Annotated in this window: 17 protein-coding genes and 1 pseudogene; 6 read left to right on the top strand and 12 right to left on the bottom strand. The window is 57.7% G+C overall.

Annotated elements, in window-relative coordinates; genetic code table 11:
* Positions 1–13: 13 nt before the first annotated feature.
* The 3 genes from RMR21_RS25430 to RMR21_RS25420 form a co-directional block, all read right to left on the bottom strand.
* Positions 14–889 carry a hypothetical protein gene (locus tag RMR21_RS25430; protein WP_320188000.1) on the bottom strand — a complete coding sequence of 292 codons (876 nt, stop codon included), beginning with the start codon at positions 887–889 and terminating at the stop codon, positions 14–16.
* A gap of 45 nt (positions 890–934) precedes the next feature.
* Positions 935–1,075 carry a hypothetical protein gene (locus RMR21_RS25425; RefSeq protein ID WP_320187999.1) on the bottom strand — a complete coding sequence of 47 codons (141 nt, stop codon included), beginning with the start codon at positions 1,073–1,075 and terminating at the stop codon, positions 935–937.
* 205 nt (positions 1,076–1,280) lie between these two features.
* A complete protein-coding gene (locus RMR21_RS25420; RefSeq protein ID WP_265615130.1) occupies positions 1,281–3,404 on the bottom strand; it encodes a hypothetical protein in 2,124 nt (707 codons plus the stop codon).
* A 688-nt stretch (positions 3,405–4,092) separates the two neighbouring features.
* On the opposite strand from RMR21_RS25420, the gene RMR21_RS25415 reads away from it, so the two are divergent.
* The 6 genes and pseudogenes from RMR21_RS25415 (at position 4,093) to RMR21_RS25390 (ending at position 13,226) form a co-directional block, all read left to right on the top strand.
* A complete protein-coding gene (locus tag RMR21_RS25415; RefSeq protein WP_265615129.1) occupies positions 4,093–6,129 on the top strand; it encodes a hydantoinase/oxoprolinase family protein in 2,037 nt (678 codons plus the stop codon).
* 9 nt (positions 6,130–6,138) lie between these two features.
* Positions 6,139–7,878 carry a hydantoinase B/oxoprolinase family protein gene (locus tag RMR21_RS25410; RefSeq protein WP_320187998.1) on the top strand — a complete coding sequence of 580 codons (1,740 nt, stop codon included), beginning with the start codon at positions 6,139–6,141 and terminating at the stop codon, positions 7,876–7,878.
* Between the two features lie 63 nt (positions 7,879–7,941).
* Positions 7,942–9,510: an ABC transporter substrate-binding protein gene (locus RMR21_RS25405; protein ID WP_320187997.1), complete on the top strand. Its 1,569-nt coding sequence runs from the start codon at positions 7,942–7,944 to the stop codon at positions 9,508–9,510.
* 27 nt (positions 9,511–9,537) lie between these two features.
* On the top strand, positions 9,538–10,491 hold the full coding sequence (locus tag RMR21_RS25400; RefSeq protein WP_320187996.1) for an ABC transporter permease: 954 nt from the start codon (positions 9,538–9,540) through the stop codon (positions 10,489–10,491).
* Positions 10,488–11,306: pseudogene (locus tag RMR21_RS25395) on the top strand (ABC transporter permease); the annotation flags it as partial. The gene RMR21_RS25400 and the pseudogene RMR21_RS25395, both read left to right, overlap by 4 nt.
* Positions 11,307–11,381: 75 nt before the next feature.
* Complete coding sequence (locus RMR21_RS25390) at positions 11,382–13,226, top strand: ABC transporter ATP-binding protein (protein ID WP_320188018.1); 1,845 nt, start codon at positions 11,382–11,384, stop codon at positions 13,224–13,226.
* A 104-nt stretch (positions 13,227–13,330) separates the two neighbouring features.
* Here RMR21_RS25390 and RMR21_RS25385 read toward each other — a convergent pair whose 3' ends face one another.
* The 9 genes from RMR21_RS25385 to RMR21_RS25345 all read right to left on the bottom strand — a co-directional run bounded on the left by RMR21_RS25385 (position 13,331) and on the right by RMR21_RS25345 (position 26,520).
* Complete coding sequence (locus RMR21_RS25385) at positions 13,331–14,257, bottom strand: LysR substrate-binding domain-containing protein (RefSeq protein ID WP_320187995.1); 927 nt, start codon at positions 14,255–14,257, stop codon at positions 13,331–13,333.
* A gap of 23 nt (positions 14,258–14,280) precedes the next feature.
* Positions 14,281–15,213: a LysR family transcriptional regulator gene (locus RMR21_RS25380; RefSeq protein ID WP_265615124.1), complete on the bottom strand. Its 933-nt coding sequence runs from the start codon at positions 15,211–15,213 to the stop codon at positions 14,281–14,283.
* Positions 15,214–15,487: 274 nt separating this feature from the next.
* On the bottom strand, positions 15,488–17,467 hold the full coding sequence (locus tag RMR21_RS25375) for a hydantoinase B/oxoprolinase family protein (RefSeq protein ID WP_265615123.1): 1,980 nt from the start codon (positions 17,465–17,467) through the stop codon (positions 15,488–15,490).
* Positions 17,468–17,473: 6 nt separating this feature from the next.
* On the bottom strand, positions 17,474–19,510 hold the full coding sequence (locus RMR21_RS25370; RefSeq protein ID WP_320187993.1) for a hydantoinase/oxoprolinase family protein: 2,037 nt from the start codon (positions 19,508–19,510) through the stop codon (positions 17,474–17,476).
* 329 nt (positions 19,511–19,839) lie between these two features.
* Positions 19,840–21,153 carry an MmgE/PrpD family protein gene (locus RMR21_RS25365; protein ID WP_320187992.1) on the bottom strand — a complete coding sequence of 438 codons (1,314 nt, stop codon included), beginning with the start codon at positions 21,151–21,153 and terminating at the stop codon, positions 19,840–19,842.
* 57 nt (positions 21,154–21,210) lie between these two features.
* Positions 21,211–22,011 (bottom strand): ABC transporter permease, encoded by an 801-nt coding sequence (locus RMR21_RS25360; RefSeq protein WP_416409730.1) that lies wholly within the window; start codon positions 22,009–22,011, stop codon positions 21,211–21,213.
* Between the two features lie 95 nt (positions 22,012–22,106).
* Positions 22,107–23,027, bottom strand: coding sequence for an ABC transporter permease (locus tag RMR21_RS25355; RefSeq protein ID WP_265615119.1), 921 nt, complete (start codon positions 23,025–23,027; stop codon positions 22,107–22,109).
* Positions 23,028–23,052: 25 nt separating this feature from the next.
* Positions 23,053–24,600: an ABC transporter substrate-binding protein gene (locus RMR21_RS25350; RefSeq protein WP_320187991.1), complete on the bottom strand. Its 1,548-nt coding sequence runs from the start codon at positions 24,598–24,600 to the stop codon at positions 23,053–23,055.
* 237 nt (positions 24,601–24,837) lie between these two features.
* Positions 24,838–26,520 (bottom strand): dipeptide ABC transporter ATP-binding protein, encoded by a 1,683-nt coding sequence (locus RMR21_RS25345; RefSeq protein WP_320187990.1) that lies wholly within the window; start codon positions 26,518–26,520, stop codon positions 24,838–24,840.
* Positions 26,521–26,764 lie beyond the last annotated feature (244 nt).

Below are 26,764 nucleotides of genomic sequence, written 5' to 3'. Positions count from 1 at the left end.
GTTCAGTTGATGCTCAAGTCGGCGGCAGTCCACGGTGTCTCGCAGCCACCGAGAGTGCGCCTTCGCGACTAAGGCCCCAGTCTCCGTCGGTGCTGCGGATGTGAAGGCCCACTTTTGAGATTCTGGATTCAAGATCGCTCCTCGGCGGAGGCGTCCATTGCGTCGGCGCGATCCTGGCGAAAATCCGTCGGCCGGCGTTTAATTTGACCTGACGCTGCGGCTCGCTCATCGATGTGTTGCGATACTGAAGGCTTTCTTCAGCGCCTACCCAGATCGCCGGATCCGTCTCGCTCGCTGGTTGCCAAACGATTGCGGAGAGCGCTGCTTGTGCTGGCACCTGGGCTGCAAGGATTGGCTGAATATGTGCCTTGAGGACGTCGGCAAACCGCTGTCGCTCGGCCTTGATCTCAGCTTTTGTCGCCCCATCGGCCAGCGTGTATGTTTTGGCGCCACTGCGATGACGCCAGTCGAAGGGGAGCGCTTCTGGCCCAGGATAGTGAGCCGCGTTGGCGACAAGAACTATGCGTCCTTTTGTGATCGCGCGCTCGGCGTAGCCGAGTTCCGACATGACATTCGGGTTCTGAAGATATTTGGGCTCGGGTCGCTTATCGGGGACGACACTAGGCTGCAGGGCAGCCGGGTCTGTGATGCCAACTGGTGTCATGTCCGCGACAAAGACATTCGCTGACGCGATCTTGGAGAGAATGGTCGACGCAATGTCCTCTGTACCGGGCACATTTTTCATATCATGGTCGACTTCCGGCCGTTCTGATTCCTGATAGTCGGGATCGCTTGCGATCAGCTTGCATGCATCCTTCAGGGAATCGCGAACAAAATAGTGGTGGAGCGTCTGATCACGGTCGCTCTGCCAGGACCAAAATACCTTCATTCCCAATCCTTACTCCATTGCGAGCGCACGTCGTGCTGGGCAATATCAGCCGCGAGCCCAATTTTCTTGCAGCTTGACTTGGGCCTGGCCAAATCCATCCAACTGCCATTGCTCCAGTATCCGGTCGCCGATCTGCGGCATTCCCTTGACCAGCTGTCGAACCCAGACAGCTGCGATAATATCCAAGTCGGAAGAGCCCGACTTTCAACATGGACTGGCCAATCATGCCGACGACAGCAGATCAAGCTCAAACACAGACCGCTGCCCCGATTGAACTCGAAGCAGTTTCCGTCTCGTTGTCAGTCACCTACCGCCCAACTTGTGACAGTTCGGTTCATCGTCGAGCGGTGAAGTTCTGACTGCGGCAAATGCCCTTCTGTTTCCAGCAGGCCTAACTAAAATTTATGTTCAGCTTGTCTTTGTACACGCCGATCCGCTTTCGCGCGCGATCCACCACATCATCAAAGAACAAAATCTCCGAATACGTCTCGCCGAGTTGTTGTCGCGACACGGGGTCACGCAACTCGCCGGATTGGAACCAGCCTTGACCGACCGGAAACTGGGTCCAGCCCGGCCCCATCCGCAGTGGGTTCAACGTATCACCGATCAAGTAGCAGTAGAACCGCTTCAGTTTGCCGCCAGACTTCGCCGCGAGCAGATGTGCGTATTCAGTTAGATCACCGATGTGGTCATCCATCGCGACGCCGGGCGCCTTGAATTCAACGATAATCGCCGACCCCTCCTGACTGAACAGTGCAATATCCGGGCGCTTCTTGCTGTTGTCGTCGGTGCGCTTGGCGAGAATCTCTTGGAAGCTCACATCGATGTCCTCGTCGAAGACCTTCTCGCCCCCATTCCAGGTGATATTGGCCAGCGGCATGTCCGATGAGATGTAATCGTAGTAGTGATACTCCTCGCTAAGTAACCAGATATCGTGATCAGACACACCAGCACTGTCCTTCTGCATCGGGAAGAAAATGCTATGGATGATGCGTTCATCTTTGCGCCGTTCACCTTTCACCACCGCCTGAACCAACAGTTCCTTCTTGCAGGCGAGGCTCAGAATTTCCACGATCGCTGTCCGGCGAACGATCAGCTGCGACAGGTTAGCCATATCAAAATTCTTGAGCGAGGCGGTATACTTCCAAGATAGCTCATGAACCTTGGTTCTGAACTCCTCTGAATCCGGCTCGGCCTTTAATATCTCTTCCTTTAGCGAGAAAATCTCTGCCGTCTCGTCGATTACACGCTCTTGATACTTTTTTAGGACGCGTTCGACGACCGCTTTAGCTGGCTCTCCGTATCGAATCCGGGTCGTAGTGTCGGCGAGCATCGCCTCGTTCAAGCCGAACTGCTCACTGATTTCGTTAAGCACCTCCTCCTTATTCCAGTCTGCTGGGACAACCATTTCTTCGATTATTGGATCGATTGCTGCATGGATGTCGGCATATGATATGCGATCGGAAGAAAACATGTCTGACGGAATCTCGTCAGGGATGTTCTCGAAGTCGTCTCGCTGCTCGTTGACACGATCGTCAAGAAACGGGCTCTCCACAAGCACAATGTGATGGAAACCGCTTACCGGATTATTCTGCTCGGCTCGGGTGCGAAGATAATGGGCCGTGATGTCTCTGACCGGCGATGACTTCGCGCATAGTGCGATCGCGTTCTTGGGAAGGTCATACTGACTCGGATCGAGCTGGTAGTGCGAAAGGTCGAACGTTTGAAACGTGGTGAGCCCGTTGCCGGTTAGCGGGTCCCGCTCCTCGACCAGCACAGATCGCTGCGCCGTGACCTCGGGCAAATTGGTTCGACGCAGGTACTCGGTCTCCACCTCTTCTTTGTCCCAGCGCTTTGAGGTGAAAACTATCTCGAATTCGCCAAGGCGGGTTTGAAGTCCCACCAAGCGCTGAAGAAATGCGACGAGCATCTCCCTCTTCAGCGCAGGCGCGGAATACAGTGCACTCGGTGCTTCCCCGCGCAATGCTCGGCTTCGCGCGGAGTCCTTGAATTCGCTAAGCCTAATCTCTGTACCGATATCGGATTCATCGCCGACGCTGTCTGCGAAATCACCGAAGTCGATTTGCTTCTGCGGTTCAGCATACCGCATCTGCCGACGGACAATAGCGTCGTCGCTTGGGAAATTGCTGTCGATCGAGAGCTGGGCGAAATGATGGAAGAACTGGATTCGGCCCGCCCCCTTGCACTGGGCGATGCCGGGAATGTCCAAGTCATCCTTGTAGGAAGTGTCCTTGGTCAGGAAAGCTCGAAGCTGGGGGTCGCCAAGGCCACACCCGTTGTCTGTGCATGAGATGGCAAGCCCCTCATGGTCTCCGAGTAGATCGCCGCGTGTAAACTCAACCTTGATGGCTACCTTCAGCTGAGCCACCGACGGCTGGGCGCCTTTGCGTATCAAGAAGGAGTCAATCGCATTTGAAAGAAGCTCTTCGAAAACGACATACGGATTCGAGCTCAGCTTGGTGTTCTTGATGCTTCCCCTGATATCAAGTGTCATGTCGTTCGATAATTCCCAAAAAACTGTCCCCGCATCTTTGGCCAGTGGCGACTGCGCGCGTCAAGATACTGCAGCGTAATATCTGCGCTATCCCTTGCTCGCCGTCGCGCTCCCGATTTTAGCGTCGCACTGACGGTTCGTACCTAACGGATATGTGGCGAACGTCAGCGTGTCTCAATACAAGGTAGTGCAATCGTCGCATTTTCTGGCAGCGCGACGTGATCTTTGATCCAATTTGGATGCGAGAACGCTTGGCGAGCCTTTGTAGCATCAAGGACGTCATTGGTCGCACCGGCATGGTCCTCGAACACGAAGCACAAGTCATCGACTGCCCACCACGGGTCGGGCGAAGCGTCAACTTCGCGCTTAGGCCTGTCCGGCCTGCCTCTGCCGATGCTGAGACCCGAAAGCGCTCTCCTGCTGGAAATTGAGCCTGACACTCGAAAGCTGACCCCATGAGCAGCGAGGGAGGTCTAGGTCAACCTGATTTCAAGGGACGCCACAGTGAGCTCATTCTGCGCCTAAAGACCGACGAAGAATGTGTCCGGCAAAAGCTCCCGGCCTTTCGTGAAGATATAACCCCACAGAATACATGCCAATAAATTTCGACTTGGACTAATGGCTCTAATTGAGAAAAATTAGGGATCAAGAAGAGACATGGCCAAGTCGTGGCTGGTGAGGGGTTTGTATGCGCAGAATTGGAATAGACGTAGGCGGCACATTCACTGACTTCGTCGTGCAGAATACAGCTGACGGGACTGTCCAATACTACAAGCTGCCGTCCACTCCCTCTGACCCGTCTGAGGCGATCCTTACCGGTCTTGCCCGGATCGTGGAAGATTTCGGTTTTGCGGCCAGTGATGTCGAATATATTGGCCACGGCACGACCGTAGCAACCAATATGATCATCGAGGAGCGAGGAGCCGCAACGGGTCTCCTCACCACACGTGGATTCAGAGATGTACTCGCGATAGGAAGGCAGAACCGCCCGTCGCTCTACGATACCTCAGTACCGAAAGCCTCTCCCCTCGTTGAGCGATATCGGCGTCTTGATGTGGACGAACGAGTGGCTGCGAACGGGGAAGTGATCGTTCCGCTTGACGAGGAGCAGTTGCGAAGTCAGGCGGAGCGTCTGGCACGATCAGGGGTCGAGGCAGTTGCGATCTGCTTTCTGCATTCCTATCGAAACCAGGATCACGAAGAAAAGGCTCTGGCCGTTGTCCAGAGCGTCATGCCCGACGCTTACATCAGTATCTCGTCCAAGGTTCTCCCTGAGTTCCGGGAATATGAGCGAACCTCCACGACTGTTCTCAATGCCTATATCGGTCCGAGGATGGACCGGTATCTCAGTCGATTGAGCGGGGGCATCAAGGAGATCGGCATTCCGGTCGAACCGATGACGATCCATTCGAACGGTGGTGTGCTGTCGCTCGACAGTGTTCGACGCCTGCCGGTGGCTACCTGTCTCTCCGGGCCTGCGGCGGGCGTGGTCGGTGCCGCGACGGTCGGTGTTCGCGCCGGCATGCCCAATCTTGTCACATTCGATGTCGGCGGAACCAGCACTGACGTCGCACTGATATTGAATGGCCGTGCCCTTTTCACTTCGGGTCGTTTGGTCGCAGATCATCCTGTAAAGCTGCCCATGGTCGACATCCATGTCATTGGCGCGGGCGGCGGGAGCATCGCCGGCGTCGACGATGCTTCGGCGCTCAAGGTTGGGCCGCGAAGCGCTGGCGCTGCTCCGGGTCCTGCCGCCTACGACAGAGGCGGTGTGGTGCCAACGTTGACCGATGCGAACATCGCGCTCAATCGCCTCGACCCCGTCGCGCTGCTGCGCGGCAGGATGCCGATTAATCGTGAGCTGGCACTAAAGGCAATCAAGGAGAATGTTGCCGATCCGCTGGAGCTAACGGTCGAAGAAGCCGCTTATGGCATTCTCCAGGTGGTGACCGCGAACATGAGCCGAGCCATCCGGGCGGTCACAACCGAACGGGGCTACGATCTCGACGACCTGACCCTGTTTGCGTATGGCGGCGCTGGTCCGCTTCATGCGACGGAGGTCGCCAGGGAATGCGGTATCAAGCGCGTTCTGATCCCTCAGGAGCCCGGCACCATGTGTGCTCGGGGGGCGCTCCTGTCGGATGTCAGCCTTGATTTCGTGAGAACGTGCCTGACGGTGGTCGATACAGTTAGCTGGACAGAGGTCTGGACCTTGTTGCGTGAACTGCGGCGGGATGGCGAAACCTGGCTTGCAAGCGAAAAAGTTCCCGAAGAAAACCGGCGATACAATCTCGCCGTTGACGCCCACTATCGAGGCCAGAACTTCGAAATCACCGTCCCGGTCAGCGATCTCGATGAAAATGGACTGGAGATATTCAAGAAAACGTTCGGCGCCGCCCATGAGGCAGAATATGGCTACGACATTCCAGGCCGGGACATCGAAATTGTAAATTGCCGCGTTCAGGCGGTCGGCGTCACAGCCAAGTTCGAGCCTGCAACTCATCGTGGCGGCACATCTTTCGAAGAAGCAAAGATTGGGCAACGACAAGTCTATTTTGGCAGCAGCGGTTGGGTCGATACGCCCGTGTACGAACGATCGGCGCTTCCGGTAAATCAGTCGCTGGCAGGACCAGCGGTCATCGACGAAATGAGTTCGACGACGATTGTGCTTCCGGGCCAACAGGCTTCGGTCGACTCCTCCGGCAACATCATCGTTCAAGCATAGGCGGCGCTCATGACTTCGGCTCTCAACACTCACACTCCGGCACGCAAATTCGACGCGATCGCCATGGAGATCTTCACAAACCGCCTGCTCTCAATCACGGAGAACATGGCAATTAACATGATGCGGGCGTCGTTTTCCACGCAGATCAAGGAGCGCCGCGACTTTTCGGTGGGTCTCTTCGACGCGCGCGGCCGCCTTCTCGCCCAGGGGACACATATCCCGCTACATCTTGGATCGCTTATGGGAAGCATGCAGGCCGTCCTGGATGCCTTCCCGATCTCCGAAATGATCGAAGGCGATGCGTTCATCTGCAACGATCCCTATCTCGCGGGCGGAACCCACCTTCCGGACATTTCCGTGGTCACCCCGATCTTTATCGATGGCGTCGTCCGGGCGTTCGCGGCCAATATCGGGCATCATTCGGATGTCGGTGGCGCGGTGCCCGGATCGACCTCGGCGAAATCAGCCACGATCTTCGCGGAGGGCATCCGGATTCCAGCGATGAGGGTTGTCCGGGGAGGAACGGTCGATCACGGCCTCATCCGGCTCATCGCAGCGAATTCCCGCTTGCCCGAAGAGCGCCAGCTCGACCTTAACGTCCAGATCGCCGTCAATCTGAAGGGTGGCGCTGCGGCGAGCGCCCTGTTCGTGAAGATGGGACTGGATGAAGTCGACCGCGCGATCGACGATGTCCTCGACTATACCAATCGGCGCTTGCGTCGCCGCATCTCCGATCTAAAGCACGGTCGCTACACCTTCTCAACGCAACTTGACGACGACGGAAATGGCGGTGATACCGTACCCATTAAGGTAACCGTCACGGTTTCGGACGATCAACTTCACTTCGACCTCGATGGCACGGGACCACAGGCCCGCGGTGCGTTAAACGTCTCAACCAGTGCACTTCGCGCCACGGTTTACTACTGTGTCAAGGCGCTTCTGGATCCGGAATTGATGCCGAACAGCGGCATGTTCGAAGCGATCACGATCGATGCTCCGGCGGGATCCATCGCTAATCCCATTCATCCTGCAGCCTGCGGTGCGCGATCAATCACCTGTCAAAAAATCGCCGGTGCCGTGTTTGGAGCTTTCCGCGGGCTTTTGCCGGAAAACAAGATTATCGCTTCCGGTAACGATGTTCTTCCGTCCATTAATTTTTCAGGGGCGCGAAGTGGAAGCAATAATCTCTATGTCTGCGGCGAGGCTCTTGGCGGCGGCGGGGGGGCGAGAACCGATCGCGACGGGATGGACGGAGCACATGTCCACGTAACCAACAGCCTGAACATTCCAACGGAGGCTCTCGAGAACGAGTTCCCTCTTCTGGTCGAGGAGTATGGGCTTGTAGAGGATTCGGGGGGCGCCGGGCGCCATCGCGGTGGATTGGGGATTGCCCGGCAGATCCGGGTTTTCCAAGACGGAACGATCTTTTCGGCACGATCCGACAGCCACAAACAGGGCGCCGAAGGCGCGCTTGGGGGGCTTGAGGGCGGTAGGGGTACCTTGAAGCGAAACCCTGGCCGGGAGAGCCAGGACATCCTTCCGTCCAAGGTTGCCCACGTCGTGCTTCAGGCGGGCGAAACCATGCGGATGGAGACGCCTGGTGGTGGAGGTTTTGGCGTCCCGGCCGAACGCCCCACGCCGGATCTTGCCAGGGATCTTCGCGACGGCGTCGTTTCCGAAACTTCGGCCATTCGGGATTACGGCAAGGAGAAAACCGAGGAAGCTCTGCGCAGCTTGCAGAGCGTTTGATTGAGCGCCGGCCTTTGGGCCGAGGCTGACTGGAAACGAAACACAAAAACAAGGAGTGGAACGATGTCGCATGCTCTCTATGACCCAACCGGGAGGTTTCTTTCAAACCGCCGCACTTTCCTTCTTGGAAGCGGCGCCGTCGGCGCAGGCCTTCTTGCACCGGGACTGTTTGCTCGCCCTGCACGAGCGGCCACTCCCGGGACTGTCACCTATGCTCTCTCGGCCTATCCGCCCAACCTCAGGCCATTCGAACACTCCGGCGCGGCATCCCGCACCGTCAAGATGCTCCTGTTTCGGGGGCTCGTCACCTTCAACAGTGAGGGGAAGGTCCAGCCGGAGCTCGCCGAGAGTTGGGAACTGACCGACCCGCGCACCTATCTGTTCAAACTTCGCGCCAATGCAACCTTTCAGAACGGGGAGCCGGTCACGGCGGACGACGTGAAAGCCTCGTTCGACGCGATCCGCGCCGAGAAATCGACGGCCTATCTCCGCCAGTATTTTCAGGAGATCGAGGCGATCGAGGCCGTCAATCCCAAGACGGTTCGCATCACCCTGAAACGGCCCACTCCTTCCTTCGCCGCGATTCTCGCCAGTCCCCATGCGCCTATCGTCTTCTCCAAACAGATGGACAAGCCGGACACAATGATCGGTGCCGGCCCGTACAAGCTCGAAAGCTCCGAAAAGGGTGTGTCTTTGATCTTCAAGGCTCGCACGGACTTCTACAAACCGGGCCTTCCAAAGACCGAGAACCTTCGCTTCGTCGTTTATGCCGATGACAGCCTGCGTGTCGCAGCTCTCGATGCCGGCGATGTCGACATCATCGAATACGTGCCCGCCCAGAGCATGAAAAGTCTGTCCGAGAAGCCCGGCATCCAGATGCAGTCGGCGCTCGGGCTTTTCATGTACGTCGTGTTCAACCTGAAACAAGGACCTTTCACCAATCCCCTGGTTCGCCGCGCGGTCGCCCATGCGATCAATCGTGATGACTTGGTTAAGGGGGCTTTTCTCGGTTTCGGCAAGGCCCTCGATGGCGTGCCGCTTCCGGAGACCTCTCCATACAGGAGCAAGGAACTCGAGCATCTGTGGCCGTACGATCCGGATCGCGCCAAGGCGCTTCTGAAGGAGGCCAATGCTGAGAACCTCCAGGCAACCCTTCTGGCCACGAGCACCTACAGCTTCCACAAGGACCCCGCCGAGATTATTCAGGCGCAGCTTTCGGCGATCGGCATGGACATCAAGCTGAGCCTTCCCGAATGGGGCGTGCGTGTCAGCCAGGGCAACGAAGGGCGCTATCATTTCGCCATTAATGGCGGAGCATCGGAGCTTGGCGATCCAGACGAACTGACATCCCTTCTGGGTTCCGGTGGAGATTCCTATCGCCGTTCCGTTGGACTTGCCGATCCGAAGCTGGATGACCTTTTGCTGCGCGGCCGCTACGAGGCGGACCAGGCCAAGCGCGTTCAGATATATGGCGATCTGCAGCGGGCTGTCCAGGAAATCACACCTGTGACATTCCTCAACTATCGTTCGCAGGCCTATGCCCTGCATGACGGTGTAAAAGACTTCAAGAGCTTGCCTGATTTTCTGATCAACCAGTCCGGGATCGCATTCGACGAAGTCTATATTGGGTGAGCACGCGCTCAGAATTGGAGGAGCGCGATGCTCAGTTATGTTGTGAGAAGATGTGCGGTGGCGGCCGTAATGATTTTTCTGGTCGCCACTGCCGTCTTCATGATCCTGCATGTGGTCCCGGGCGATCCGGTCGAGGTGATGTTGTCTGCGGACGGCATGGCGCCCGATCCGGAGGCTGTTGCCGAGATGCGTTCGCGTCTCGGCCTCGACCAGCCATTGCACCAGCAATATGTGAACTATCTGTCGAGGCTGGCCCGAGGCGACCTCGGCACCAGTTTCCAGGACGACGAGGACGTTTTGGGCAATATCGCCCAGCGGTTGCCGAGAACGCTCGAGCTGATCGGCATGGCGACGCTTCTGTCGCTGATCGTCGGCATTCCGCTCGGCGTGCTCGCGGCCAGAAATCGGGGCGCCTGGATCGACCGCATCCTTAGTGGAGCCACCAGCGTTGCGCTTTCGATCCCGACATTCGTGCTCGGAACCGTGTTTGTGCTGGTATTCGCCCTAATGCTGCGCCTCGTTCCCGCAGGTGGGTTCGTGCCGTTCAGCGTCTCGCCCCGCGCTCATCTGATCCTGCTGCTGATGCCCTCGGCAGCGATTGCCGTCGGTTTCTCGGCGGTCATCATTCGCATGACCCGATCGACCGTTCTGGATGTTCTTCAGCAGGACTGGGTTCGCACAGCGCACGCCAAGGGACTGCATGAGAGGCGGGTCCTGCGCCGGCACGTCGTGCGCAATGCGCTCGGCCCGGTCCTGACGGTGACCGGCTTGCAAATGGGCACGATGCTCGGAGGCACCGTGCTTGTCGAATACATCTTCAATTGGCCCGGGATGAGCGGTTTCCTCGTGCGGGCGGTCGAGAGCCGGGATTATCCGGAGGTTCAGGGCATCGTTCTGGTGACGGCATCGCTGTTCATCCTGCTCAACCTGCTCGTGGATGTCCTCTACTCCCTTCTCGATCCACAGGTGCGCAAATCATGAGACGTCTTTCCTCGATCTGGCACAGCGCCAAATTCCGTCACCTCGCACTGCCATCGATTGCCCTTTGCCTGCTTGTGCTCGTCGCCATTTTGGCGCCCGTCATCGCTCCCTCCGATCCACTCGCCATGGATATTAGCGGCCGTCTCGGTGCACCGTCGACAAGCCACTGGCTCGGCCAGGACGAGTTCGGCCGCGATGTGCTGAGCCGACTGCTCTATGGCGCCCGCGTCTCGCTCAGCGTCGCGATCGCGACCGGCGTCGTGGCGGCCGTCATAGGGATTGCCGCCGGCATGGTCGGCGGTTACTTCGGCGGCCTTGCCGAAGTCCTGACCGTTCGCGTCGCCGAGTTCATGCTGTCGTTTCCCCCGATTCTGCTGGCGCTCCTCGTCATCGCCTTCACCGGTCCGGGTACGATCACGCTCATTGCAACGCTTGCCATCTTCTATGCACCAGAGTTTGCACGTATCGCCTATGGCGAGGTGCGCTCGGTAAAGGAGAAGGAATATGTCGAGGCGATGCGGTCACTGGGTGCGGGACCGTTGCGCATCATGCGCAAGACGATCCTGCCGAACATCGCCGCCCCCCTTTTCGTCCAGTTCTCGCTGGTGGTGGCGTCCGCGATCGTGGTGGAGTCCGGCTTGAGCTTCCTCGGGCTTGGCATCGTCCCGCCCACGCCGTCCTGGGGCCTGATGATCCGTGGAGCGCGAAGCTATCTTGAGCTGGATCCGATGGGTCTCGTCTGGCCCTGCGTGGCGCTCGTCATCACGATCTTCATCGTCAACTCGCTGTGCGATGCGGTGCGCGACGTCTTCGACCCGCGCACGACCAAGCTCAAGCCCTTTCCCAACAAGGCACGTGAGAGCAAGGCCTCCGAAGAGGCAGGAAAGTCCATGCCTTCCGACGTTCAGCTGTCAGTCGAAGGTCTTCGAACTGAGTTTGCCACGCCGTCCGGCACCTTCGCTGCGGTCAACGGCATATCGTTCGATCTGATCCGGGGGGAGACATTGGCTGTTGTCGGCGAATCCGGCTCCGGTAAGTCGGTTACAAGCTTATCAATCATGGGCCTGTTGCCCCAGAAGGTCGCGCGCGTCGCCGATGGCAGGATCAAGTTCGCCGGCAGTTCCGGCAAGGTTCATGACCTTGCGCGTGTGCCCGACGAGACGGCACGCTCGCTGCGGGGCGGCGACATGGCGATGATCTTCCAGGAACCCATGACCAGCCTGAACCCGGTCTACAAGATCGGGAAGCAGATCGCCGAGGCCATCCTGGCGCACCGGGACTGTTCGCGCGGCGAGGCGCGACAGATCGCGCTCGAGATGTTGCGCAAGGTCCATATCTCCGACCCGGAGCGGCGTCTCGAGCAGTATCCCTTCGAGCTTTCGGGAGGAATGCGCCAGCGCGTGATGATCGCAATGGCGCTGGCCTGCAAGCCGAAGCTTCTGATTGCCGATGAGCCGACGACGGCGCTCGACGTGACGATCCAAGCCCAGATCCTCGAACTCATCAAGGAACTGCAGAGACAAGAGGATATGGCCATCCTCTTCGTCACCCATGACATGGGCGTGGTCGCTGAGATCGCCGACCGCACCGTGGTGATGTACAAGGGCGAAGTGGTGGAGGCTGGCCTCACGGCCGATATCTTCGCTCAACCGAAGCACCCTTATACGCGTGCCCTGCTCTCGGCGGTGCCCAGGATCGGCTCGATGGAAGGGCGCAAGCATCCGATGCGTTTCCCGGTCGTCAACCGTATCACGGGCGAATCCGACGTCCCGATCGAGGTGCCGGACACCGTTCAGGAAACCGGACGTCCCGTTCTCGAAGTCAAGGGTCTCACGACACGCTTCGACATCCGCTCCGGGGTATTCTCCTTAGTCAAGGGGAGGGTGCACGCCGTCGAGAATGTCTCGTTCGACCTCAAGGCCGGTGAGACGCTGGCTTTGGTCGGAGAATCCGGTTGCGGCAAATCGACGACCGGCCGTTCGATCCTGCGCCTCGTCGAGCCGCACTCCGGCTCCGTTATGCTGGACGGCATCGACGTCCTGAAGCTCGGCGCGACTGGCCTTCGTGAGCAGCGCAAGCGGATGCAGATGATCTTCCAGGATCCCTTCGGCAGCCTCAACCCCCGCCAGAACGTCGGATCTGCCATTGCCGATCCGCTGATCATCAGCAAGCTCGCGACACATGCCGAAGCGCGGGACAAAGTAGCGGAACTGCTCAGGCGAGTCGGATTGCAGCCCGACATGGCCAGCCGCTTCCCGCATGAGTTCTCGGGCGGCCAGCGTCAGCGCATCTGCATCGCACGGGCGCTCACCCTGGAGCCGCGTTTGATCGTCGCCGACGAAGCCGTCTCCGCGCTCGACGTCTCGGTCAAGGCGCAGGTGGTGAACCTGATGCTCGATCTTCAAGCTGAGATGGGCCTCGCCTATCTCTTCATCAGCCATGACATGGCCGTCGTCGAGCGCGTCAGCCACCGCGTGGCCGTAATGTATCTCGGGGAGATCGTCGAAATCGGACCGAGAGCGGCGATCTTCCAGAATCCGCAGCACCCTTACACGAAACGACTGCTCGCCGCTGTCCCGATTGCCGATCCGGCAAGGCGTCTACAAAAGCGCCCTATCTCCAATGCCGAACTCAGGAGCCCTGTGAGGCCGGCAGATTACGTGCCACCTGTCCGGCAATATCGAGAGGTTTCGGCGGGGCATTTTGTCATGAACTGGGGCAATGAGTGGGAGTAGCCTCATAGCCAGCGCGACGCAGGTCGCGCTGGCTGACCGAACGATGTTACAAGCACAATGGTGAAGCTTTCCCGGTCCAACCTAGCCAGCGTTGCTCTTAGACCTCAGAGATGTGCCTCGACCTCGACAATCTCGGAAAATACGCGCGCGGTGGCAAGTCGGGCCTGCGAGATGAATGCGTCGACGAGCTTGACATCTCGGGCTTCACGAGACCGGCACAGAACCATCCCGTAGGAGATTTCCGGACGAAATGGACGCGTCGTGACCCGGCCACTTACCGGGTGGGCGAGCAAGGGATGGACAATTGAGATGCCGCGGCCGGCGGCAACAAACTCACACACGGTTGGCGCGGTCCCGGCTTCCACAACCACGTCCACCCGAATGTTGTGCGCGTCAAGACTCGCCTCCACCAACTGCCTCGTCTGACTTTCCGGAGCGAAGGAAATAAACCGCTCTCCGTTGATGTCCGATGGCGAGATTGTTTCCTTCGCCGAAAGGCGATGTCCCAAAGGCAAAATGCAGGCCATCGGACTATCGAGCAGCGGGCTGGATGTCAGGTTCGGGTTGTCGAAGCGCTCACTTATGATACCTATATCGATCTGCCGGGTAGCTACCCAATCTGCAATATATCTCGAAGCGCCGTCCTTGATGATCACATAAGTCTCTGGATACGCGAGCAGAAAATCTGCGACGACTCGTTGAATGAACTGGCCCGACAGGCCAGGCATTACGCCGATCGTCAATCGCCCCTGTTCCTCACGCCGAATGGTCTCGGCCGCGCGCTCCACTTGTCTGATGCCCGCAAAGATTCGCTGCACTTCATCATAAAAGCGCATGCCTTGCTTGTTTGGCAAAAGTCGGCCGCGCTGCCTGTCGAAGAGGCTTAAGCCGACATCATCTTCGAGATGGGCGAGTAGCTTGCTGGCCGCGGGCTGTGATATTCCCATGAGTTCGGCCGCCCGGCTGACGGAACCGCATTCGATCGTCGCTTTGAACGCCTCGATCTGACGTAGATTTATCTGCCGGACCATTCCATCTGCCTTCTAATCATATGCTAGGAAGGCCGTGCAACGAGCTCGGCATACTCCACGAACGGAAGTATGCCCGGCATAGGGTTGTCCGCGCGCCAGGCGATTCCGATGGAAATTTCCTGGCCAAGATCTTCTACCCTTCGCAAAACGACATCGCTGCCAACGATACCTTCGATCCACTCGGGGAGAAAAGTAATACCCAGTCCGGCCGCCACCAACGCCAGCGCTGCTGTCGTGTTTGACACCTTGATTCCTGAATCCAGAACAATGCCCGTATCAACGATCTGGTCGTGGATTGCCCTGAAACTTGAAAGCTCAAACCGGTCGAGAGTGAAAACGTCATGCCCGACAAAGTCCGAAAGTCTCAAAGTCGATCGGCTAGCCAAAACAGATTGCTTCGGGATGACGGCGACAAAACGATCCGACATCAGAGGTCGGTAGCGGATAACATTGCCGTTGCTCGGCGGCCTCATAATCCCCACATCATATTCGCCGCGCTCGAGGGCACGAAGTATCTCGGATGAATCGAATATCCGGACATCGAGCCGCGTTTCGGGGAAACGCTTTCGGAACCGACGCAGAATAAGGGGAAGCAACCTGTGAACAGCCGGATCTATCGCGCCAATTTTGAGCTGTTCACCTCCGGGGGACATGCCGCCGGCGGCAAGCTTGGAAAGGAGCACAGCCTCGTCCAGCTTGGTCAAAGCTTCGCGCGCGAGCGGCAGGAACGTTACGCCGGAGGGCGTAAGCTCGACACTTCGCGTCGAACGAATGAACAGTTGGACACCAAAATGGGATTCCAGCTTCCTGATCTGCTGACTGAGCGTAGGCTGGGTCATGTTCAAGCGCTTCGCGCCGCGACCGAAATGTAGTTCCTCGGCGAGCACGATAAAACACTTCATACTCCATAGTTCCAGCGACTGACTCATAATAAGTTGGCCATGCTCCATCGTCATTGTGGGTCGTCAGGGCGCGCGCCTTGATCGTTCAAGCAGGTTGGGAGAACCGTCCGAGGCCTGTAACGAGATAGCGTTTAGACATAGCTGTCAAAGTCGAATTTTTAGGGGGTATATTCTCTACGGTTATAGAACTGTACGGCGCGATTAAGAAGGCATCTGAAAACGCAGCGCGCCCAACGACAGACGGACTGGCTTCATACAGTCTCGGCCAAGGAGGGCGGATGGCATGGCGGGCGTTCTATTGGCCCGCCATGGTTTTGGTTCAAGCGGATTAAGGCGTGTGTGCCCGATTTCCGGAAAGGCGAGCGGCCTCCTCCTGAACAACACTCTGTAGTGTGGCGTCATTCACCTGAGTTCCACCAGCGAGCATGCGTTTGTGAACGTTGCCAACGAGTTGGCTCCGAATGCGAAGTTCATACGAAAGCGCCATCGTGGCGAGTTTGCGGCGCACGGCCATAGGCCAGACGTGATCCTGGCGCTCACGCTCCGCACAAAAGGTGAAGTCGGGCAGGTCACGCTTTTTTCTTTCCCTCCGTCTCGCCTCGGTTCCAGCTGCATCAATCTGCCCCTGAGCGTCAAAGACGACAGCATACGCGTCGATCGCTCGCTCTTTCGACAGCATGCCGTTTTCGATCTCTCTGGCGATCGCGCCAAGATCGCGTTCCATCGGATCTCCAAAGCCGCCTCCCGTCGGACTCGTGATCCTGACCACGTCACCTTGTCCCATTTCCAGCACCGAGATCTTGCCGATCGACCGCTCGTCCGGCTGGCCCGGGTTAACGATGGTCTGTCCGAGAAGGCCTTGCTCTCCACCTCGGAAGCCCCACGGGGCAAACACGAAACGGTTCATGTTGCGGACCGTCATGACAGCACGGTTGGCTGTGTTTTCCATCTCCATTTCGAGTGATGCGCCGCTTGCAAAGCGTCCGGCGCGCCGGCTGTCAGGAACGATCCGGATCGCCCGCATGATCATCGGTGTTTCGACTTCGATCACTTCAACGGGCACCATGCGTTGTGAATAGCGCACCTCGGTTCCATCGACACCATCGCTGATCCGACGACCACCACCGCCTCCGTGGATCGTGTTGATGACGTTGACCCGGTCGCGACCCGTCCGGGGGTCGGGAGCAGAAACGACGATAACCCCCGCCATACCTGCACCGGCCGCGCCGACACCCTCGGGGAGCGCCTGGTTCAGGCATCCCATGATAATGTCGTACGCACGTGTCGCCGACGCTGCACGCGAACCACCCGATGCAGGGAAAACGGCGTTCAAGACAGAGCCACGGGGCGCGTGGGCGTGGATCGCGCGCAGGATTCCCGAATTGCGTGGCGTGAGCGGATCCATGGTGAGGATGAAGGTGATCAGGCACTGCACGACGTATGGATGGGTGGTGGCACCCGTGACGAGATTATAGGCAGCGGCGAGTTGGGGATCCGTTCCGGTGAAGTCGACATCGAGTTCACCGTCTCGCACCGTCAGGGTGACGCTGAAATAAGCAAGCTGTCCCTCATTGATCCCCTCGAGATAATCCGCGAAGCTATAAACACCTCGGGGAATTTTCCTGATCACCTCGCGGGCCTTCGTCTCGGCATAGCCAATGACGTCAAGCATCCCTTCTTCCACCATTTCACGGCCGTAGCGGTCGCAGAGCTCGTTGATGCGCCGGTCCATGCTCTTCAGGCCGGAGATCATAGCCTGAATATCACCCCAAAGCTCCGCCGGAATGCGGCTATTGTCCTCGAAGATCGATTTGATCGTCTTATTGAGGACCCCTTCCTCATAAAGCTTTGTCGGTCTTACTCTCAGACCTTCCTGGAAAATCTCGGTGAATGCGGGGGAAATACTCCCAGGCACGGCCCCCCCGATGTCCGAGGCATGGACAAAAGACCAGCCCACCGCAATCAGCTTGTCGTCGCGGAAAATTGGATAGAGGAGTGTGACGTCCATAAGGTGTGTCACAAGCCCTCCCGTACTGAAGGGATCGTTGGTTATGATGATATCGCCGGGCTTCAGATTTTCGCGGCCGATCGCGTCAAGCGTCGGACGAAGCGGAGAGCCGATGAAAACGTTCACCCCCGACATCATCGGATAGGCAAACATGTCTCCTTCCGCGGTAGCCAATGCGCACTGGTAGTCCTGCACCAGCTTCACAAAAGTCGTATGAGCGGTGCGGTAGATCGCGGCCGAGGCCTCTTCGACAATTGCATTGAAACGGTTGCTCATAATGGCAGTTCGAACAGCGTCCATAGTAGTTTAGCTCCGGCTCATGAAAATCGCGCCGTAGGCGCCAGTACGGGCGATGAAGTCCGGCGGAACGACGATCGTGGCTTCTGCCTGTTCGATGACGGCAGGTCCGTGGACAGCCTCGTTGAGACCCAGATTCGCCCTCTCGTAAACGCAAACCTCGGGATAGACGCGGCCCTGGAAACGCATCGGTCGGACGCCCTTCACAGGGTCTCCGGTCGTCACCGATTTCGGTGATGCAGGCTCGGGAATGGCCATCGCCCCCCGCACTCGCATACGCAGATCGACAAACTCGACCGGCGCCGCCGGATCGGCATGGCTGTAGATGCGTTCGTGCTCTTTGTGGAATGCATCGTGCATCGCCTTGATGTCCTTGTTCTCGACGGCGGAGTCGGGAAGCCGTACGTCGACCTGGAACGACTGGCCCACATAACGCATTTCGGCCCAGCATTCGAACCTCTGCGATACGAGGCGATCGGGAGATGCCTGCCGCCCCAGCCATTCCGCTGCTTGCTGTTTGAGAGCCGAGAACTTCCGCGCGATCAATTCGCCGTTTACATCGAGCCCGTGAACGGTTTCCAGCGTGTCATTGCTCAGCTCGGACACAAGTCCGCCGAGCGCGCAGAAAACAGATGGCGTGCTCGGGACAAGAACACGGTTGACGCCGATCTCTGCGGCAAGAAGAGGCCCCTGGATGGCTCCAGCTCCACCGTAGACAAGCAGAGTGAGCTCCTCGGGATCAACGCCTTGCCGTGCAAGATATGGCAGTACGCCGGCGACCATATTCGAGCTGGCGACCGTAACGCACATCTCCGCGGCCGTTGCCACATCCGTCCCGAGCCTCTCGGCAATCGATCCCATTGCTTTCTCGGCGGCATTCCGATCCAGCTCCATCGCACCACCAAGGAGCGTTTCCGGCAGATAGCCCGCCAGGAGATAGGCATCGGTAAGCGTCGGGGCGGTCCCGCCGCGACCAAAGCAGGCAGGACCAGGGAAAGAGCCCGCGCTTTGCGGTCCGATCCGCAGGACACCACCGTCGATCGATGCGATTGAGCCTCCGCCCGCTCCAATCGCCTCTATACCGGTGACCGGCATGACGACCGGGAAATCACCAACCTCTGCAGCCGTTGACGTAAGAGCTTCTCCGTCGCGGACAAGCGAAATGTCCGTGCTGGTACCACCCATATCCATCGTCAGGATGTTCTGTTCACCGATCGATCGACCGAGATACTGCACGGCAGTGACGCCCGAAGCAGGGCCAGAAAGAAGAGTGTGAATGGGGAGAGTGCGAGCTTCGGCCGCTGCCATTGCCCCACCATTGGAACGAGTAACGAAGAGCTGCGATCCTGGCAGCCTGTCAGCAACGTAGCTTTCCACCGCGCCGATATACTCGTTCATGCGGCGACGCACGAACGCATTGAGGACGCTGACGGTTGCCCGCTCGTATTCGCCGATCCGTGGCCAGATTTCGCTCGAACGACTGACTTCTGCCTCTTTGCCGGCGACGCGTCGGATCGCGCGTTCGACGACTTTTTCATGATGAGGATTGGCGTAGCTATGGAGAAGAGCAACCGCGAAGCCGGCAGCACCGGCCTCTACGGCTTGTTTTGCGAGGACCTCGACCGCGTCTTCATCGATGGCTGTCTCGACGGCGCCGCCTCGAAGGAGCCGCTCCTCGACCTCGAAGACCATTGCACGGTCAATCAGCGGCTTCGTGCGATTCTCGAAAATATTAAGAGGATTGCGTACGCCCATCCGCTGGAGCTCGAGCAAGTCCCGGTAGCCTTTCGTCACGAAAAACGCAATTTTCGGGCCTTTACGCTCGATCACCGCATTCGTGCTAACGGTCGTGCCGTGCATAACCAGTGCGCGCTCGCCGCTTTCAGGGCTGAGGCGTTCAAGCAGGCGCTCAAAGCCCTGTTTGAACCCGTTTTCAAAATTTGGGGGAGTGGAAGGGACTTTAAGACTGATGATGTCTTTTTCACCTTCACGCCATCCGCAGAAGTCGGTGAATGTACCGCCAATGTCGACGCCGATCCTAAGCATATCTTGCTATTTCTCCTTGTACGAAGCGCCTCGCTGGCGTTGGAGAAACCTTAGCTTTCCTTCTTTTGGCGAGAGAAGTTGCGATTTACCAACATTGATTTGCGCTTCGAATAAGTCGGCCCGAAGCAACTGCTCGCCTCCAGCGGAATACGCCCGTCAAATGGCTCAGGTAGACCTGATCGATTTGGAGGTGGAGAGTTGGCCGTTGCTTGCAGGAAGCCCCCGTCGCGGCACTGAACCCGGCTCTGCGATGTCGCCAAGCAAGATCCGCTACGTCGGAGAACGACGGCGAACTTGTTTTCTGCCGTCTGCAATTACCGAAGATTACTTCAGCGCTTGCCCTCACAGGCATTAGCGATCAGACGGTCGACGGCTTCATAAAGCAGCACCACGCCCTGACTTTCTATAAGCGCCGTAGCCAATGCCGAGCGGATTTGCACCCCTGCCAGACGTTCGTGTTTGGCGAGTACCCCGGCTTCGTCTAAGCTGAGGTTCGCCAAGTCAGACGGGTCGCTCGCCTTGACGTCAACTTTGAACGGTCGACCTTTTGTCGTAGTCACCGTCAACGACCTCTCTTCAGAAAGATGGAAAGCAAACCTGCTTTTGTAACGAAGTTCGGGAGAGCCGTTTTCGACTTCATCCCACTGCGAGCCAGGTTCCACATTTGAGATCAGGAGGCTGAAGGTTGCCGGCAAACTGAAAGCCACATCCGCTGGCGAAAATACCTCCTGCTGGCAAAACTTCTCGATCTCGGCGGGACCGGCGACCTCGATTGCTACGATTTCCTCGTTCTTGGTCAGTTGCTGCAAGATGGAAGATAACGCTTTTAGATATTCCTGCAGGTGCCAGCATGCGGGGAAGTGCTTGAAGCCGACGCGCAAAACAGCAGGTAGATTCTTGCGCGTCTTTGTCAGTTCCAGTTGATCGGAGCCGGCCATCCGCCACATTCCCGAGAGCCCATCGAGCGCGTTCGAAACACCAGTCTGCCCTGCCTGGACAAGATCGAGAGACATAACCGCGCCAGCCGCAGCCCAACCGAGATTATTCTTCAAAGCCGGCACCGGGCGTTCGTACCATTTTCCGGTATAGGGGAGCAGCGAGTGAGAGACCGCCACACCGATGAGACGCTCGATATACTCGGAGTTCCTTCCCAATGATACGGCGGCTCCAATGCTGGCCGCGACCGTATCCCAGACGCCAACGGAGCGCACCAACGCTGCTCTTTCACGCGAAGGGATTGACGAGGACGCGAGGATCCAATGCGCCTCGTAGCCTGCTGCGATACCCCGTAGCAGTCGATCCATTGAGAGGCTTTGCCTCGCGCCTACGGCGAGGACGGCGCCTATGATCGGAGCGCCGGGGTGGCCAAGCAGTGTGTCATCGTAATCCAGCGCATTCGCGGCCTGGCCGTAAAGATAAGCAGTCAGAAACGGTGAGGCGCGGATGCCGCTATTGCTGCCAAACAATGAAGACGCGACAACGGCGCTTGGCTTGAAATGCTTTAGCCCAAGGCCGGACGAAAAACAGGTGATACTGTCAATGAGGCACAATTCGGTCCGCCGGCGTGCGGCAGTATCCCAGTTGGCATTCAGAAAGTTGCCAGTCCGATTCAGGAGCTCGGCAATAACGGTAGCTTCGCTCACGAGAGGTCCTCCATCGTGATTGTCTGTTGCGAGCGGCTCTCATCACGATGAGGAGCACTACGCACTCCTGGTCACGTCGAGCCGCGGATCCAGACGGTCACGCAATTGCTCACCGAGAACGTTTACGAGTGCCACTGTCACCACAAGTGCGGCCCCGGGCAGGGTCGCGATCCACCAGGCTGTACTGATCAGCGCGCGGCCCCCTGCCGCCATCCCTCCCCATGAGGGTTCTGGCGGCTGAACGCCCAGCCCGAGGAAAGACAAGGATCCCTCCGTCAGCATCATCAATCCGAGGTCGAGGCTGGCAAAGACGATGACGGAGGGAATAATGTTGGGAAGGACGTGCTTGACGATGATGCGAAAGTGCGATGCGCCAAGCAATTGCGCGCTGGCGATATACTCCTGTCTTCGGACGACAATGACCTGACTGACGACCAGACGCGCATAAAGAATCCAGCCGGTGATCGCCAGAACGAGGATGACGTTGGCCGTGCTGGGTCCGAGCGCTGCGATCACGCCGATGGCGAGAACGAGTGTCGGCAGGGCCAGTTGGATGTCACCAAGCCGCATGAAAAAGGTCAGGACCGGCCCGCCGAAATAACCGGCTACGAGACCGATAATCACACCGGAGACCATTCGGCAGATGACGGCGATGGCTCCGATGCTGAGCGAGACCCGCGCGCCATACATGATCCGCGTCAGGACATCTCTTCCAAGGTCGTCCGTCCCCAGAAGGTGTTTGGTGGATCCGCCCGCTTGCCAGAATGGCGGCAGGAGACGCGCCGAAAGATCCTGAGTGTTGGGGCCGTAGGGGGAAATCCAGGGAGCCAGGCAGGCAATTACCACGATAGCCCCCAACAAGGCAGCCGGAATCAGGAGCCGTAGATTGATCGGTCGAGCCCTTGATGACGATTGCGGGTCAGGACTCTGGGACAAAGAGGCGGCATCAGTCATTATCTTGCTCCCCTCGTGCGAGGATCGAGAATTACATAAAGCATGTCGATCACGAGATTGGTGATGACAACCAGGATACCAACGATGAGAACAAAAGCCTGAATGACAGGCATATCGCGCGAGGTAATCGCCGACAGCGCCAAAGTGTTCACACCTGGCCAGCTAAAGACTGTTTCGGTAACAACCGCCCCGCCGTACAGACCGCCTAGTTCGAGTCCGATGACGGTGATGATAGGCAAAGCTGCGTTCGGAAGCGCGTGGCCGAACACGACGGACGCGGCTGACGCCCCTTTCGCGCGCGCGGTGCGGACGAAATCGGAATCGAGCACTTCAAGCATGGAGGAGCGCACTATCCGCGCGAAGGTTCCCACCTGAAAGGTGGCAAGTGTCACCGCGGGCAGAATGAGATATGTCGGCCCACGAAATCCCGACGTTGGAAGAAGCCGGAGCGTCGCGCTGAAAATGAGTATCATCACAATTCCAAGCCAGAATGACGGCAGCGACTGAACGAAGACCGATCCCATGATGACGCAGCGGTCAAATTTGCTGCCGCGGAACGTTGCTGCCAAAACACCAACGATCACACCGATTGAGGCCGACAACGCCAGCGCGCAAAAAATCAACAGAAGCGTGTTGGGCAGGGCCTGAAGTACGAGTTCCAACGCGGGGCGCTGGCTTTGATAGGAGACACCCAAATCTCCCCGAATGGCGTGCCATAGCCAGTCGAGGTACTGGACAACGATAGGTCGATCGAAACCATATGTCTGTCGGATCTGTTCGATTTCTGCTGCGGTTGCATCTTCAGACGCGAGGAGAGCGGCAGGATCACCAGCCAGGAACATCAACAGAAACGTGATGGCCGAAACTCCCAGCATCACGAGGATGCTGAAGATGAGACGGTTCATAAATCGGCTGCGCATATTACTCGCTCCCCTCGCGTTCAGATCAATGGCTCTTGTTGACGTTGGCGAGATAGATCGCGCCGTCAGGCCTGGGCTTCCAATCGATCCGTTTGCTGACCCCGTATATCGAGTTCGTGCTATAGAGGAACGTGACCGGAGCAAGGCTATGGAGGGTTTTGTTGAGCTCGTCGTACGCGACCTGCCGTGAATTAACGTCGGCTTCACCACGGGCTTTGGCGATCTGCGCATCCGTTTCGGGTGAGTTGAAATACATTCCACGGCGGGTGCCATCAAGCTCCAACCCAAGAGCGAAATCAGCATCCATCAAGAGATTGTTGTTCGATCTTATAATTATCTGGTTCCGACCCATTTTCCCCGGCTGCCATGTATCGACGAAGAAGTTGGGGTCAAATCTCGTCGTTACACCGACACCGACATCTGCGAGGAAAGACGCGATGCTTTGCTGGACCGGATTGAGTTCGGCACGGAAATTATAAAACTCCAGCTTCAAAGGTTTGGAACTGCCATATCCCGCTTCACTCAGAAGGCTTTTCGCCTTTTCCGGGTCGAATGGATATGGAGACACCGCTTTCGTGTACCCGAAAACACTTTCTGAATAGACTTGACCGACAGGGGTCGCAAACCCACCAAGAAGTTGTTCCGCAATTGCAGTTTTGTCTATTGCGTAGTTGAGTGCCTGGCGGACTTTTGGATCGGCGAGCGGTCCGTCTTTCGTATTCATGCTCAGCCAGAATGTCTGGTTGCCATCGATCGACTGAACGGCCACATCGCTCGAAGACTTCAAGGCAGCGGTCAGATCCGAAGTGACCTGCGTCGCAATGTCGATTTCGCCACTCTGGAGGGAACTGATCTGCGTCGCCGGCTCCGAGATAAAGCGGAATTCGACCTTGCTCGGTATTGGCTTGTCACCGCGATAGTCGCAGTTGGCCGCGAGAACGACGCTGTCTCCGACGTTCCAGGCCTCAAACTTGAATGGTCCTGTCCCAACGGGCTTCTTGCCGAACTCGACATTGCCGAGTTTCTCGATCGCGGACTTTGGCGTGATATAAACGATTGTCGCCAGGGTCTTGATGAACGAGCTGTCCGGCTGTTTCAGAACGAACCTGACCGTATGGTCGCCTTCTGGCGTCACTGATTTGACATTGCTCACGTAGCTACGCTGCTTCGAAGCAAGCTTCTGGTCGTTCACGATGCGGTCGAATGTCGAGACGACATCTGCGGATGTGAACGGTGTTCCATCATGAAACACGATGTCTTTTCGCAAATCGATTTCGTAGGTCAGATTGTCAGGCTGCTTGTAGCTTACCGCCAGGTCGGGCTGGATCTTCATGTTGTCGTCGAGCCGGAAAAGCCCATCGAACATGTTTCGGCTGATTTGTGCGAACATGACGAGAGTTTCGACATTCGGATCCAACGTGTTCGGCTGCGTTGGCCAGAGAAGATTTACGCTTACGGTTTGCCCGGATCCGCAAGCGGCACCAGACTTCGTATCTTGTGCTTGAATATGAGTTGCGGCCCCGGCTGCGAGAACCACGATACTGGCGGCTGCGAGCCATTTTTGTTTTGGCATAATTTGTTACCCCCTTTTCTTAAGCGTTAAAGTGCTGCCTTCGACGGTCTGGTCTGGATGTCCGCGCCCAGGTTGGAGGACGCCGGTAGTGCAATCTCCTCGGTCTTTCACCGGTTGTGTTCTGTTTGGACTGGGTACGAACTGTGTGAACTGACAGCCAGGTTCGCATTGTTTCGTCCGTGCGATCGGACCATGAAACCGATGCAACAAATCCGGTTCGTGCGCTTTTCACGGGCATCACTCTGTCGCCTTAGCTCCGTTGTTGCGATTGAATTCCAGCGGCATCTCCGGTACTGCGGCCCGCAGCGCCTTGGTGTAATCCTGGGTTGGTCGATCAATCACAGCAGTTGCTTCGCCCGCTTCCACAACGCGACCCTGGTTCATCACCACGACGCGGTCTCCGATCTGCCGCGCCAGAGCGATGTCGTGGGTTATGAACAGGTAGGCAAGACCCTCGCGGTCCTGAATATCCGTCAACAGTTGAACGATCTGAGCCCGCACCGAGACATCCAGCGACGTGACAGGCTCATCGCATATGAGCAGCTTCGGTCGAAGGGCGAGTGCCCGAGCGATCGCGATACGTTGTCGTTGACCGCCTGAGAACTGATGCGGATAGCGATCACCGTGAGACGCTTTCATGCCGACCATTTCGAGGAGTTCGGTCGCGCATCGACGCAGTTCTGACTTCGAGGATGTAATGCCGTTGATAAGGAGACCTTCGGCAACAAGCTCCGCGACCTTCATTCGAGGGTTGAGTGACGCATAGGGATCCTGGAAAACCATTTGAATGTCGCGGCGAACACCACGCCATACTTTCGCGTCGGCACCTACGAGCTCGTGACCATCGAAAAGAATGCTTCCGTTGTCCGGTGCGATGAGACCTGCAACGCATCGCGCCAGGGTCGATTTCCCGCTGCCGGATTCTCCCACCACGCATACGGTCTCTCCTTCCCGAGCGGAGAGTGAAACGTCGTCAAGGGCAAACGGTGCGATCTTTCCACCATTCCCCCAGATGAAGGAGTGCCTGACACTGCTCACCTTAAGAAGATCTTTGCTGGATGAACGACCGTCAGTCCGACGCGTGGCGAGGGCTGGCCGCAATGGTGCCCGCAACGTCGGGGTCGCTTTCCAAAGCTGTTGCGTGTAGGGATCAACCGGATTCCGTACGACCTGCTCAGTCGCCCCATACTCGACGACCCTGCCATGGCGCATGACGACGATTTCGTCTGCCAGGCTCGAAACGAGTGCGAGATCGTGACTTATAAAGAGCAGGGATGTGTCGAATTCACGGACGGCTTCGCGAAGTAGATCGACGATCTGCTTCTGAACAATGACGTCCAGGGCGGTCGTTGGCTCATCCGCCACCAAGAGGGCCGGCCTGCATGCTAGGGCCATCGCGATCATCACGCGCTGGCGCATGCCTCCGGACAGCTCGTGTGGATATTTTTCGAATATCCCCCGGCTCCGCGGTAACCCAAGTCGCTCGAAAAGTTGCTCGACCCGTTCACGCACCTGGTCGCGGTCAATTCTACCCTCGTGGATCCGAATCGCTTCTGTGACCTGGTCACCGCATCGCCGCACAGGGTTCAAAGCGGAGAGCGGGTCCTGAAACACATAGGAAATGCCAGCTCCTCTTATAGAACGCAGATCGCTTTCCGGCATCGAGATGAGATTTCGGCCACGAAACTCAATCGCGCCACCGATGACGACCTTGGCGGACTTGGGGAAGAGGCGGGTGATCGCGAGCGATGTTACGGACTTCCCAGAGCCGCTTTCTCCAACCACACCTAAGGTCGCCGAGCGGGCGACATCGAAGGAAACGTCGGAAACAGCGCTCCCCTCGCCAAACCGCACAGAGAGGTTCCGGACGGACAAAAGCGGGGGCGCTGGATCCGGGTTCGAAAGCTTTGTCGCAGACATTCTAATATCCATATCCCCGTTCGTTCTCCCTGCTTCATCCAGCAAAGGTCGCCTGAAGGCATCCGGGAGAGGTTTTGCATCCCGCTCCTGCATTGAAGGTCAAAGCCGAAAGGCCCGCTGTAAGATCATTGAAGATGTGAATATTATGCGGATCCGCCGGATTAAATGACCGGCAGTACAAAGTAGAACGATCATATTTGGCACGCTGATCGCACGCATAAGTTCATCCTCTCATTCGTTTTTT

The organism is Agrobacterium sp. rho-8.1, assembly GCF_033957725.1.
Classification (GTDB): Bacteria; Pseudomonadota; Alphaproteobacteria; order Rhizobiales; family Rhizobiaceae; genus Agrobacterium.
The sequence above is the reverse complement of the archived record's forward strand: the minus strand, read 5'-3'. Positions and strand labels throughout refer to the sequence as shown.